Origin of the sequence: Segatella copri (assembly GCF_009494395.1) — a bacterium.
In the GTDB taxonomy this organism is placed as follows: domain Bacteria; phylum Bacteroidota; class Bacteroidia; order Bacteroidales; family Bacteroidaceae; genus Prevotella.
In genome coordinates this window covers 44,164-58,962 of record NZ_VZCB01000099.1, presented here as the reverse complement: position 1 = coordinate 58,962, position 14,799 = coordinate 44,164, and the positions used below count along the sequence as shown (strand labels likewise).

Sequence of the window (14,799 nt, the reverse complement as noted above, 5' to 3'; positions counted from 1 at the left end):
ACTTAGGTGCCGTATCAAAAGCCTCAACGATGGGCGTGCTCTACAGCAACAACGACAGTTTCAGCGATGACCAAGACTACAATGACGAGGATGGCAAGTACGAGGTTTTGAAGAAGCAGATGACTTCCGACCTCAAGCAGACCTACGGATATAGTGATACCGAGGCTTCAGCCAAGGCTACGCTCACTGCCTACTGTTTCTTGCTCTTCGTACTCTTGTACTTCCCTTGTATCGCCACGATTGCCGCCATCAAGGGCGAGACGGGTAGTTGGAAATGGGCAGGCTTTGCCGCCGGCTACACCACCCTCTTGGCATGGGTAGTATCAGCCCTGGTCTTCCAGATAGGAAGTTTGTTCCTGTAAAAAGGATACAACGATAAAAAGTAAATTTCCCCGAAGAAAGAGAGTGTTCTCTTTCTTCGGGGGATTTTTTAGTTTTTCAAAATGTATATCTGATCTAGAATTTCTCCTTCATCAAGAGGCAAAAAAGTCAATTGATGCCTCTTTTTGTTTCCAATCGGTAATACGACCCTTCGTATAGCATGATTCCATAGAACATTCTCTTTCCACTCTTCACTTCTCCCTTGAGTAGCATAATCTATAATATGTGTAGTTTGTTTATCTAATGAAATTTGGAATCTAAGCTGATTTCCCGACAGTGAATGAGTTGGAATCATTCGAATTTCTACGACAACAGAATCCATTGCATCGCACTCAAAATCAAATCTGACCTTTTTCCCCTTTTTAGTCTTGATAGCCTTTTCTTCATATCCTAATCCTTCACAAGATTCAAAAGAACCTTGTTTACTATCTGCACCCGAAAAGCAAGCTATATATTGCGGTTCTTTGCATAACGCCTCTTTAGAAGAGCTTCTTTCTACCGGTTCAAAGACAGGGAGCCTTCGAGGTTGAAAATCCATCATTCTTTGCCATTTGCCCTGATTATAGAACCCAGTATTATAACGCCGAGTTAGTGCAGAAATACTATCGAAAGCTGCATCACTTTTCTCCCAAGAACAAAGTCCATGTCGAGCTTGCTGGGCGAAAAGCATTTTCTTATTCATCTCAGCAGCAGCCTGTACAGGATATTTGACCAATTGGAAATAGGTGTCTTTTTGGTCATTCGGAATCTTTCTAAAGATTTCCTCCACATTTTTCTCTATAGTTCCATACTCTGCAAGGCGTTTTTGGATTTTCTCTAAACTCCACGGCATATCACGTACAATACGATAGTAATTAGTGTGATACTCTTCTTCACGAGTATTGCCCATAAATTCTGGCTTCCGAATAAAAGCCAACCTATAACTCTCCCTCATGATTGGAGACAACTCCTTACCTATCTTATCTCCAAACTCACGACAAAGGAAATCCGTAAGATGTCCTTTTACTCCTTGTTTTCTTACATGATCCAGATTCCAAGCCATATCCAAAAACATTTCTATTTGGTATTCAGCAGGCTTAAGGTCTCCAACATTCAATATCCACATTTTCTGTATGCCATTTTCGTAAGCAGAAGACATCTGCTGAAACATAAGAGCTGGTGAAAAAGTACCAAGCCATAGATAGTCATGAGGACGCCCCCAATAACTAACATGATAATAAATACCATTTCCTCCCTTGCGTGAACGTTCTTCCACTGTAGGCATGTGGCGTATATAGCCATAGTTGTCATCACACCACATGAGACAGACATCATCAGGAACATGAAGCCCTGATCGATAAACATCCAACACCTCTTTATAAGGAATAAACACTTGCGGAATTTTTGTCACATCACTATTCACATATTGGGCAAGCAGTTGACGCTGGTCCTTAAATACTCTTTCCAGAACTTGTCTCTGCTCATCAAGCGTCTTTGCACCGTTCATAGCTCCATCATGCACACCACGCATACCAATCGTATAAAGTATCGGTTGATGAGCCACATCCTTTACTCGATTTTCCCAAAAACGATAAACATTGCTATCATTATGTACATAGTCATACTCCCCGCTGCCTCTACTTCTCCATTCGCCGTTAGCATTACATGCCATGGGTTCACAGTGCGAACTTCCTATATAAATGCCATATTGCGCAGCCACTTCCCGATTACCATTGGTAAGAAAGAACGGAACAGTACATTCATGCATAGCAGGCCAAAATGTATTAGCACGCAGTCGGAGCAGCAACTCGAATATGCGAGAATTAGTCTTGGGTCCAATACGACCAGGTTTATACCAAGGCTCGTAGTTTAGACTTGACCATTGCATCATTCCCCAATCTTCATCATTGATAAATATGCCACGATATTCCACAGAAGGAGATTGCTCATCCGCATAGCCATCCGTCAAGGTAAAAGAACTCTTTTTCTTGGGCATAGCATCAGCCCACCATTTCCAAGGAGACACCCCTAATAAACGAGATATCTCCAACAAGCCATAAGCCAAACCATGATTATCACTTCCTGTCACAATGATTTTTCCATCTTTTACCGCAATCTTAAAAGCTTCTTTCTTACCTTTCAGAAGCTTGCTATCAATATGCAATAATATATCACCAGTTTTGGGAGTGACCACAACTGAAGATTCCAATACATCCTTGCAATCCTCAGCAAACATACGGATAGCTGATTTGACAACAGGTTCCACGGTAGAAGTGTCACACTGAATATTGATTTCCTCACCTGCTTGGATGCGAAAATCCCCAGCTTTCTTACCAAAGACATATACCATATTGGTATTTATGAAATAATCATCCGAACCATACAAGCTCTTTCGCTTATCCGACCAGTTAGGTCTTTCGCCCGTCACCTTTATCTCCAAGGTATATTGTCCATAAGAGAGCTTTGGAGTTATCACCCGAATACCCTCTTGTGGCACCTTACTATAGAAATCTATCAAAGAAGAATAGACGGTATCCTTCTTATGATTCAATACAGAAACCAAGGCATAGCCACCATGGGCATCCGTTCTGCCGACTACTGCCACATGCGTACCAACGAAATCCAGGCTTACAGACTTACCCGCCTGATTACTATTCAAAAGAAACGGTTTCTTATAGATGGCTTGGTTCAATATATCCTCCGATTTCATCTTCTGTATATTCCAAGACTGCCAATAAGCAGGAATGGAGAGTTTATCGCCTGCTACTTGCAACGGCATCCACACGTATGTGGCGGCAGAAGCCTGATGAGGATAAGACCATCTATCGCCCATATACATAGGGGTGCCGTCTGGAAGCATCAAGACAAAAGAACTTTGGGAATTCCATGTCAAAGTTTCTTCTGGGCAGAATACACCTTGCTTCTTCCAAGGTCCAGCAATGTTCGTTGCAGTGAAATAATAATTGTCATTACGCTCCCAACTGGTCAAGTTGGAAGTCAAGAGATAATACATTCCATTTTTCTTAAACATGGCAGGCGATTCTCCCATGCCCTTTACATTGGCTATCATCGTATCCACACTGAGATAATCATCACTCAAACGAAAAATCGGTCCGTGATGGGTAAGAAGATAGCCTTTGCCATCCTCATCCTGAAAAACGCCCATGTCCCATCGTTTGATGGGTTGTCCTTTATATTGAAGTGTTCCTCTCAGTTGATAGTCACCATTGATGGTCTTGCAAGTAGCGATGCCGATATGCGGATCCATATATTTCAAGTCATCAGCGTGCATCAGCATCACATACATTCCGGTTTTAGGACAACGCATCACCTTCACTCGCTCACCCACTCTGTTAGGCCCCAAGATACCATCTTTCTGCACAGGAAGTACCACTCTTTCAAAGTGCCAGTTTACTAAATCCTCGGAAGAATAACATCCAAATCCAGGGAAGGCATTGGAGGTATCGCTCTTATATTCGCCAAAAAGCCAATATTTTCCATTGTCTTGGATGATGCCAGCTCCATGGGCATTCACCGGTAGATGATTTTGGTCATACCAAGGCACACCATTCACAATGAGCGAAGTTTGTTCTTGTGCCAATATGCTCGAAGAAAAGGAACAAATCCATAAACATAAAAGCATGCAAGCTATTTTATCAAAAATTTTATTCATATTATCCATACGATAAGTTACTAAAAAATAAGGAGAGGGAACAAGAATGCTATCTTGCTCCCTTACAAACCCAAAAACAATTACAAACTAATACCCGGTATTCTGTTTAAAATTCCCTGTGGTCTGGTCGATTACAGACTGAGGAATCGGACGGACCACAATATGCTCATCCATTTTATTTATCTTGGCAGCAAGATTGTTATACTTCAATGTACGCTCTATCAACTTGCCAGTGCGTTTTAAGTCCATCCAACGGTTATACTCACCAGCCATCTCGCGAGCACGTTCATCCAAGATAAAGTCGATGTTCACATCAGAAGCCTCAATGTCCATATCCTTCACATGTCCTTCCAAGGCTGCACGCTCACGAACTTTATTGATGCGGTCGGCTGCCTTTTGGCTATCACCCAGTTTATAATAAGCCTCGGCAGCTAAGAGATAAGTATCTGCCAAACGGAAGAGGAAGATGTCCTTAGTGCTAGTATAAGAAGTGTTATTGGAAGGATAAGAAGAATTTGGATCATAGAACTTCCATATCATCGGACACATACCAGAACCACCTACATGCTCAATATCTTGCTTCCATCTATCCTTTGTAACAATGATGGCATTAGGATGCTGACTCATGAGTGCCAAGGAATCCTGCTGGGTAAAAGGCTGGTCATATTTTGGGAAATACAAACGTAAATCGCCTTCCTTCAAACCAATGCTAGCATCTGCTCGTGTGGCATAGAACTCACTCTTGAAGGTTGCATCATAACGGCTATCAACAGAAGTATCATAAAGTGAATACAAGAACTGAGTTGGCATGAACTGATTTTTCTTCCAGCCATACTTTAAGTTACCTTGTTCAAAGCCAGACACCACTTTTGTCCACAATTCAAATCCATAGAGATTCTGTTGTCCATTACCACCATATTGGCTACCAAAAGAAGAGCCATCATATTGCACAGAGAAGATGATTTCACTGTTTTTTTCATTACCTGTAGCAAATACATCAGTGAATGTTGGCTGCAAAGCATACTGTCCACCATTGATGACCTCATCTGCCAAAGATGCAGCACGAGAGAAATCATTTGACTCTGCATATGACTTGTAACCACGGGTAAGATAAACCAATGCCATCAAATGCTTGGCAGCCCCCTGCGTGGCACGTCCATACTCATCTTGCTTGGAAGGCAACACCCCAACAATGTCGTTCAATTCACTCAAGATAAAGGAATAAACTTCCTTCTCTGGAGTACGTGAAAATTCGGTTATAGGAGAATTAATCTCGTCTGTAACAATCGCCACATCTCCAAACTGCTCCACCAACAGATAGTAATAATAAGCACGCAAGAAACGAACTTCCGCCAAACGTTGCTTAACCGCATTCTCAGACATACCAGCCACAGAAGTCGACTTATTGATGGCGGTATTGCATACTTGAATGCCATAGTAAGCATTCGTATAAAAATCGCTTACATAACTATTTTGGGCATCCAGCGTAGCATATTCATTCAGTTCGCTGCTATATACGTCACGATTGCCATAGCTACCGCTAACCAGCTCACTCTCTCCACGGGTATAGATATCCACACCCAAGTTGAACAACCAAGGTTCATTCTTCCAGATAGAGCGCAAGGTAGCATAAGAAGCATTAACCAAACTTTCATAGCCTTCCTTTTCTTGAAAATATTGCTCAGAATTGACATTACTTAGGTTTTCCTCATCGAGGAATCCGTCGCAAGAAGTCATTCCCAGTACCAAACAAGCACCGACGATATATAAATTAATCTTTTTCATAATGAGTCTTCTATTTAAAATTCTACTTTTGCACCTATCAAATAGGTAGTATATCCAGTGGCTGTACCCCAAGTATTCTGGGTAGCCCACTCTGGGTCAAATCCTTTATAAGAGGTAAAGGTAAATGGGTTATTGGTGGTGACATACAAGCGAGCATGCTTGACATTGATCTTCTCCAACCAAGACTTTGGCAAATTATAGCCTAAAGTGATGCTACCCACTCTCACGAAAGAAACATCCACATAGCGCATGGCATCGTAATACTTGCCCTTATTGCCTGGTTGCGGATATTTATTGGATGGATTTTCTTTTGTCCAATAGTTTACATTCACCTGCTTGTAGTTGCCTTCGTATGTCATGTAAGCCGACATAAAGGCATCTTGCAACTGAGCACCCTGCTGCGTATAGAGATACACAGAGAAGTCAAAGTTCTTGTAAGTAAATGTATTGGTGATACTTCCTATCCACTTTGGAGAACGCTGGCCGATGACTTGCTTGTCATCAGAGTTGATGATACCATTGTCATCCAAATCTTTCACCTTCACCTGACCAGGAGTCTGACCATATTTCTTTGCCAACTCAGCTTCGTCCGTTTGCCAGATTCCATCAAATACATAATCGTAGTTCACATCCAGAGGCTTACCTATAAACCATTTGTTGGCCACGTCGTCTTGCTTTCCATTATAGAGTTCTACGATTTTGTTCGTATTCTTAGAGAAAGTGATGTTGGTTTCCCATCCAAAATCCTTGCCTTGGATATTCACAGTGTTCAAGCCGATTTCAACACCACGGTTTCTTACCCATCCGATATTATCCCAAACAGACGACCAACCTGTGGTCTTAGGGATATTTCTCTTCATAATCAAGTCTTTGGCATCACGCTGATAAACATCAATGGCACCGTTGATACGATTGTTGAAAAAACCGAAATCCAGACCCACATTGATTTCATGCGTCTTCTCCCATGACAAGTTTTTATTGGCAAGTCCATTCTTGTAATAAGCCGAGATCACATTGCCACCATAATCATAGTTCAATCGAGAGATACCCGACTGGGTGCCATAGATAGATACGGCATCATTACCCGTAACACCATAGCTAAGACGCAACTTCAGATTGCTGATAGCAGGAGCGCTCTTCATGAAATCTTCCTCTGTGATACGCCAAGCAAGAGCGGCAGAAGGGAAGAACGACCACTTATTGCCATCAGCCAAGCGAGAAGAACCATCATAACGACCAGAAACAGTCAAGAGATAGCGATCATTGAAAGAATACTGTACTCTTGCCAAGAAGGAGGCCAAAGTGCGCTTTTGATAATTGGTAGAAGAAGTCGTCTGATTGCTCAAACCTGCGGCACCCAAGTTATACCAATAGCTGTTGAAAGGGAAATCCTTGGCAGCTTGATTGGAATATTCCCATTGCTCCATCTGGATACTCTGTACAAAGCTTGCGTTCAGGTGATGCTTATCCAACTGCTTGTCGTAAGTAATCTGGTTATCCCATACATACGACCAATAATTGGTTTGATCGTATTTTGCCGTCACTCCAGCAGCCTTGCCTGTTGAATTCTTGGCATTCTTTCCCACAACCTCACCATATCTCTTATAAAGGTACTGAGGCGCAAACTGGCTCTTGAGCGTCAAGTCCTTGATTGGTTTATATTGCAAATAGACATTTCCAAAGATTCTATATCTCTTGGTTTCACGATGCTCGCCATCAGCAGTGCTTTCCAACAAAGGATTGGTGGTTCCATCATTACGGAACACATGATATGCCAGATTGCCCTCTTCATCGTATGGATATGCCACTTGAGGAAGACGATAGGCTGAGCGAAGCGTCTCGTAGCTTCCAGCATTTTGCTTACTATAAGTGAAATAGAGACTACCACCCATCTCCCAAGAGTTTAAAATCTTGCGATTCACGTTGAGATGGAGGTTATAGCGATTGAAGTCCTGGTCTCTCACCGTACCTTCCTCATGCAACTGTCCGACCCCCAAAGAGAATGTACCTTTGGCATCACCACCTGAGGCGGTAATCGTATTACTATACTGCTGACCTGTACGCAACGTCAAGTCAATCCAGTCGGTATAGTCCTTGTTATCGATTCTCTCCCACTCCTCTGGGGTAAAGAACTCTGCATTGGTACGATCGGTGCTGCGACCGAGATTCTTAAACAATTCGGTACGGAACTTGACATACTCGTCTCCATTCATCATATCAGGCAGATGACTAGCCACACGAGCACCATAGTAGCCATCATAATTGATACTGAAATGACCTTCCTTACCACGTTTGGTCGTAACGATAACAACACCATTGGCACCACGGGAACCATAAATCGCTGTAGCAGAAGCATCCTTGAGTACATCAATCTTTTCTATGTCAGCAGGGTTCAAGTCGCGGGCATCTGATGAAGTAGGAATACCATCTATCACCCAAAGAGGTTCGTTGCTATTGTTGATGGAACTCTTACCACGCACAACAATACTATAGCTACCACCAGGACGAGCCGCATTTCTTGTAATATTGACACCCGAGATTCTACCTTGCATTGCATCTACAGCATTGGTTTGAGAGGCAGATGTAATACTAGAGGCATCCAAAGAAGAAACTGATCCTGTAACGTCACTGCGCTTCACAGAACCATAACCAACTACTACCACCTCGTCAATGGTCTTGGAATCTTCTCTAAGCACAATGTCCAAAGGTTTATTAGAATTTACCGTTACCTTCTGAGGAAGATAACCCACATAAGATATTTCCAAAACACCCTTAGGCGCCATATCCAAGAAGAAATTGCCATCTAAGTCTGTAATGGTACCGTTACTCGTACCTGCAATCTTGATAGTGGCTCCTATAATAGGTTCCCCATTGGAGTCCACTACCTTTCCTGTGATTTTTTGACTTTGTTGCATGATATTCATTGCCACCTCACCTTTACCATATAGATAATTAGGTGAAACTAGGGAAACTCCCATACATAGCAAGAATGCCGTCAATGTAGAATCGTTTCGTTTCATAAGATTTTCATTTTTCGTTATTAATATTGTTGTTTCTGGTTGCAAAAGTAGTCGTTTCTTTTCTAAAGGATGGTTTTTTATCGGTCAAACCACACCGATAAACGTTCAATCAGAATCTTGGCAACGTTTTTCTGTCAATCTTCGCCGAAAATCAAGCATTTACGAAGTTTTTCTTGCAAATCTCATAAAAAATAAGTAACTTTGCATACAAACAAAAGACTGATTATAGAAAACGCTAAATACAGAAATAAGATGAAAAGACTGACATTCTTGCTCTGGCTCCTCATAGAAGTATTCACCTTATCGACAGCTAAAGAAGGTTATTCTTTCTTGAATATTGGTTTGAGAGAAGGCTTATCCAATGAGTTCGTCAATGACATGGTTATGGACGAACAGGGATTCCTTTGGGTTGCCACAGAGTCGGGATTGAACCGTATCGCAGGCAATAAATGCACGATTTTCAAGACCAGCAACTCAAATATCGGAGAAGATTCGTTCATCAATTTATGTTACGACAAAGGAAGCAACTCCGTGTGGATGCAGTTCAAAAACGGAAAGATAGACGTCTTTGATTGCAAAACGCAAACTTTTAAGCACTTCTCAGAACAAAAGGAAATGCTTCAGAAAAGTGTCTCCGCTATTCATGGTTCCTCGGATGGAGGCATTTGGATAGCGTTTTATAGCGGCGACATACAGCATTATAATGCCAATACACAAAAGTTTACGACATTTCCTAAGCGACTTTTCCCTAATATCAAGAACGGTATCAGATGTATCATGGATGATGGGAATGACCATTTGTATATCGGCTTACGAATGGACGGCATGTATGTCTATAACCTCAGGACAAAAAAGACGAAGTTCTACAGCCACAATCCTAAGGACGAGCAGAGCTTGCCTGGCAATAACGTTCGCTCCATCTGTATTGACCACATGAAAAACATCTGGGTGGGAACCAACTTAGGATTAGCCCTATTCGATGAGACATCTAGCAGATTTAGGACATTTAAACCACAGGAGCAAAATCCCAATTCGCCTGCTGGTGACAATATCCATCAAATCATGGAGATGGATAACCATACGCTATGGATTGCATCAGACTTAGGAGGCATCAGCATACTCGACCTCAATCGCTATCAGCATCCATATACGGAAAAACTCTCTTTTCAACGAATCACCAAGGAAAACAGTGGGCTGTCTTCCAACAATACCAGAAGAATCATCCAAGATTCTTTTGGAAACGTATGGATTGGCAACTTTAGCAGCGGCATCGACTTCATCCCACAATCCACATCAGATTTCCATACCTTAGGAGATTTGCAGCAGCCACTCACCAATACTTTTGGTATCTTTTGTGACCGCCAAGGATATCTCTGGATAGGACAAGACGATTTCATCTGCCAATATAAGAATGGACAAGTTACCCACCGTTGGGATTTCAGCCAATATCTCTTCAATACCTCTGCCATGGTTTATAACTTCACTGAAGATCACCAAGGCAACATTTGGTTTGGCACCAACGATAATGGAGCTTTGAAGTTTAATCCTCATACTCAGCAGTTTACCCATTATCTCCGCATACAAGGGCTGGATGTGCATGCCATTTATGAAGATAAGAAAGGAACTATATGGATAGGAAGCGAAGATGGACTTTATACTATTCAAAATGGGATAGAACACAAAGAAAATGAGATGAACAAAGTGATGGGAATGACCAATAGCGTCATCTACTCCATCCAAGAAGATTCATACGGTCAAATGTGGATAGGTAATTTGGTCAAAGGCGTATTTGTTTTCAACAAGCACAAGAAACTTATCGCTCACTTAGATGACCAAAATGGATTGAAAAGCAATTCGGTCAACCAGATTTTCATCGATTCCAACAATGGAGTTTGGATTGGCACCTACAAGGGACTGGCATACATTGAAAATTCTCTAAAGCCGAAATCCGTCAAGCTATATGATGAGCGACAAGGATTGAAAGACACCCATATCAGAGCCATTTGCGCAGATAAACTAGGCAATATCTGGGTAAGCATGTTCTCTGGAATCGCTTGTCTGGATTTACACAAACAGCGCTTTTACAACTATGATTTCCAAAGCGGTATCACCATGGGCAACTTTGAGGAAGCATCAGCAGCCATGACACCCGATGGTACCATCTACTTTGCTTCTCCTAGTGGTGTATGTTATTTCAATCCACAGTTGCTTTCAGAGCAGAAGACGGTATCACAAGTAGAAATCATTGGTTGCGAGAGAGTTGGAAGATTGTCCGACCAATTCTTGCATCGCCTCATTTCTCCGAATGAAGAGGGAGTGATACGCCTGAAATACGACGACAACACCTTTAAAATCAGCTTTACGGCAAAGGATTTCTCGCAAGAGGGAAAGGTGGAATATTCCTACATGATGAAGGGATTGGACGACCAATGGTATGAGACAGAAGGCGACAAGGATGTTACCTTCCGAAATCTCAAGCCCCGCAAATACACCTTTATTATCCGAGCGAAACTCAAGAACCAAGATTGGGATGAAGCCTCATCGGCTGAGCTGAAAGTGGTGGTAACTCCTCCATTTTGGCTTACTTGGTGGGCAAAACTAGGCTATATTCTCTTGGCTTTAGTTATCATCATCTATCTTTTGCGCTCCTACCAAAAGGAGCTATTGCTCCGCAATTCCTTAGCACAAACCCAATGGGAAAGTCAGCAAAAGCAGCAAGTAAATGAGGAAAGACTGCGCTTCTTTACCAATATCACCCATGAGCTTCGCACTCCGCTCACACTCATTCTCGGACCTCTGGAGGATTTGATGGAAGATAAGGAAATAGCAGAAAGAGTGCATCATAAGATAGGATGCATCCATGCCAGCGCGGAAAGACTCCTCAATCTCATCAACGATATTCTGGAATTCAGAAAGACGCAAACCCAGAACCGCAAATTGACGGTTGCCAAGGAAAATCTCGGAGCATTGGTAAGCGAAATAGGTGTACGATTCAAAGATCTCAACCAGAATAGCCGTCTCAATATCCGTCTGAATATTCAAACGGGTGTGCCTGAGCTTTATTTCGATTCAGAAGTAATCAATACGGTTATCAATAACCTGATGTCGAATGCCATCAAATATACTCCGGAAGGCAGCATCACCTTATCGCTGACGATGCCAGAAAACAATACTGTAGCCATTGCAGTAGAAGATACGGGATACGGCATAGACAAAGATGCCCTGCCTCACATCTGCGACCGTTACTATCAGGAAAACGGCAATCATCAGGCTTCCGGCACAGGTATCGGCTTGGCTCTGGTGAAATCACTGGCTACTCTCCATCAAGCAGAACTGACTGTTGAAAGTGAAAAGGGACGAGGAAGCAAGTTTACCTTCTCACTCAAGGCAGACCGCACCTACCCGGAGGCACTTCACAAGGATGATAATCAGGATTTGGCTACGGCTGAAAATGCCGAAGAGAACGAAACCACGTCAAAAGAGCCAACAGAAGATATCCGTCCGCTTTTACTCATCGTGGAAGACAACGCTGATATTCGACTTTATATCGAAGAGTCGCTGCACGAAGATTATCGTATCATCCAAGCCTGCAATGGCAGGGAAGGAATGGAACAGGCTTTCTCGAAAGTACCGGATATCATCGTAAGCGACATCATGATGCCGGAAATGGATGGCATCAAGATGACTCATATATTGAAGGAAGATATTCGCACCAGCCATATTCCTATCATCCTGCTGACTGCAAAGACCAGCATCAATGACCAGGAAGAGGGATATGACAGCGGTGCTGATTCTTATCTTACCAAGCCGTTCAGTGCAAAACTGCTGCATAGCCGCATCAGAAATATCCTGTCTGGAAGAAGGCGATTGGCAGACTACATCGTACAGAAGAATATCTCACAATTCGAGACTTCCGCCGATGAACAGCAGACATCCCAAAAAGCTACCGAGGAAAAGGAAGATGCGATGACCTGCCAGATCAGCAATCTGGATAAAAAGTTCCTGGAGAAACTGAACAAGCTCATCGAGAATCATATCTCTACCGATGACTTAGACATGGCATTTATGACCGACAAGATGGCTATGAGTCACTCTACCTTCTATCGTAAGGTGAAAGCCCTGACCGGAATGAGTGCCAACGAATATATCAAGAAAGCCAAACTGCGACATAGTATGACATTACTGAAAAAGGGTGAATACAGTATAGCAGAAGTAGCCATACTTGCAGGCTTCAACAACCTCGGCAACTTCAGAGAGAGCTTTAAACGGGAATTTGGCAAGTCTCCATCAGAAATACTGAAAGGCAAATGATATAATGAATGAAAATAAGTAATAGTTGAATGATTTTCATAACTCATCTCAGATTTTATCCTTATCTTTGCACCCGAAAGTCCATCAAGGCTTTCAGGTGCAAAAAATATAAAACTAACGATCCAAAAAAGCAATGAAAAAAAGAATTTCTACACTCTTATGTCTCCTGGCGCTTGCAATGACAAGCATGCAGGCAAAAGACTACAATGTGAAAGATTTCGGTGCCATCGGCAACGGAAAGGTTCTCGACCATCATGCTATCAATACCGCTATTGATTCCTGCGTGGCTCATGGTGGAGGACGAGTGGTTCTGCCTGCCGGCACTTATCTCTGCGGAAGCATCCGTATGAAAAGCCATGTGGAACTGCATCTGATGGCAGGTTCCAAGATTCTCGCAGCTCCGGCTTCGATGAAAGCCTATGATGAAGCTGAGGTTTTTGAAGGCACAGCTTATCAGGACGGCGGACATACTTATTTTAAAAACAGCCTCATCTATGCCATCGGCGCCAATGATGTATCCATCACAGGCAGAGGTATGATTGATGGCGAAGGTCTCACCAGAAGAGATACCGAAAAAGGCGGTAACCTACAGGGTGGCAACATAGGAACGGGCGATAAGGCCATCGCCCTGAAGCAATGCCGTAATATCCTGATTCGTGATGTCACCATCTATCGGGGCGGTCACTTCGGCATCATCCTAACGGGATGTGAACTCGGCACCGTGGATAATGTCATCATTGATACCAATCGTGACGGCTTCGATATAGACTGCTGCAAGTATCTCACTATCAGCAACTGCAAAATCAATACGCCTCACGATGATGCCCTGGTATTGAAAAGTTCCTATGCCCTGAAGAAACCGGTTTTAACAGAGCATATCGCCATTACCAACTGTGTGATTACGGGTTACAAGTTTGGCACATTCCTGGATGGCACTTATATTCCGGAAAAGGTAAACTGGGTATGCGGCCGCTTCAAGCTCGGCACGGAATCGAATGGCGGATACAGGAATATTTCTTTGAGCAACTGCACCTTTATGTATAGCAGCGGTCTAGCTTTCGAGGAAGTCGATCAGGGATTGATGGAGAATATCGTGGTGAATAATATCACCATGAATCATGTTCACCACTACCCTATCTACATTACCACCGGTTGCCGAAACCGTGGTCCTAAGGAGCGCACCACCGTTTCTACCGGTCGCGACATCATGATCAGCAATGTCATTGCCAACGATGTAGATTCCCTTGCCGGCATCATCGTTACCGGTATGCCTGGTCAGCCACTCCGCAACATCTCGCTGAGCAATATCCGCATGCAATATCGTGGCGGTGGCAAGGCTGAACTGGCGAAAAAGGAATATAGAGAACAAGGCACCAACTACCCTGAGCCCAGATTTGCAAAAGAAACTCCAGCCTTCGGTCTCTACGCCCGCCACGTGGATGGCATAGAAGTAGATAATGTGAGCTTCACTACGATGAAGCCCGATTATCGCCCAGCCATCATGCTGGATGATGTGAAGAACGAGCGCATCACCAATATCAAGGCGGATGTTCAGAAAGGAAGCAAACTGGTCATCAAGAAGTAAGATAGAGGTAATAAAAGGTAAAAAGGTAAAAGATAACTGAAAGAAAACTGCAAAAGCCCCTAGAC

The 14,799-nt window shown here is 43.0% G+C and carries 5 protein-coding genes and 2 pseudogenes; 3 read left to right on the top strand and 4 right to left on the bottom strand.

Annotation, left to right across the window (positions count from 1 at the left end; all coding sequences use genetic code 11):
• Positions 1–20 precede the first annotated feature (20 nt).
• A pseudogene (locus tag F7D73_RS14445) lies at positions 21–362 on the top strand (ferrous iron transport protein B); the annotation flags it as partial.
• A 68-nt stretch (positions 363–430) separates the two neighbouring features.
• Here the strand turns inward: F7D73_RS14445 and F7D73_RS16265 are convergent.
• The 4 genes and pseudogenes from F7D73_RS16265 to F7D73_RS14430 all read right to left on the bottom strand — a co-directional run bounded on the left by F7D73_RS16265 (position 431) and on the right by F7D73_RS14430 (position 8,838).
• Positions 431–2,710 carry a glycosyl hydrolase 115 family protein gene (locus F7D73_RS16265; RefSeq protein ID WP_228117763.1) on the bottom strand — a complete coding sequence of 760 codons (2,280 nt, stop codon included), beginning with the start codon at positions 2,708–2,710 and terminating at the stop codon, positions 431–433.
• A pseudogene (locus F7D73_RS16260) lies at positions 2,696–4,003 on the bottom strand (family 43 glycosylhydrolase); the annotation flags it as partial. The pseudogene F7D73_RS16260 and the gene F7D73_RS16265, both read right to left, overlap by 15 nt.
• A gap of 117 nt (positions 4,004–4,120) precedes the next feature.
• Entirely contained in the window at positions 4,121–5,818 is a 1,698-nt protein-coding gene (locus F7D73_RS14435; RefSeq protein WP_228117759.1) for a RagB/SusD family nutrient uptake outer membrane protein, read from the bottom strand.
• A 14-nt stretch (positions 5,819–5,832) separates the two neighbouring features.
• A complete protein-coding gene (locus F7D73_RS14430) occupies positions 5,833–8,838 on the bottom strand; it encodes a SusC/RagA family TonB-linked outer membrane protein (protein WP_153125813.1) in 3,006 nt (1,001 codons plus the stop codon).
• Between the two features lie 252 nt (positions 8,839–9,090).
• Between F7D73_RS14430 and F7D73_RS14425 the strand changes: the two genes are divergently transcribed.
• Positions 9,091–13,149, top strand: a complete 4,059-nt coding sequence (locus F7D73_RS14425; RefSeq protein WP_153125811.1) for a hybrid sensor histidine kinase/response regulator transcription factor — start codon at positions 9,091–9,093, stop codon at positions 13,147–13,149.
• 133 nt (positions 13,150–13,282) lie between these two features.
• Positions 13,283–14,734, top strand: a complete 1,452-nt coding sequence (locus F7D73_RS14420; protein ID WP_153125809.1) for a rhamnogalacturonidase — start codon at positions 13,283–13,285, stop codon at positions 14,732–14,734.
• The last annotated feature ends 65 nt before the right edge of the window (positions 14,735–14,799 follow it).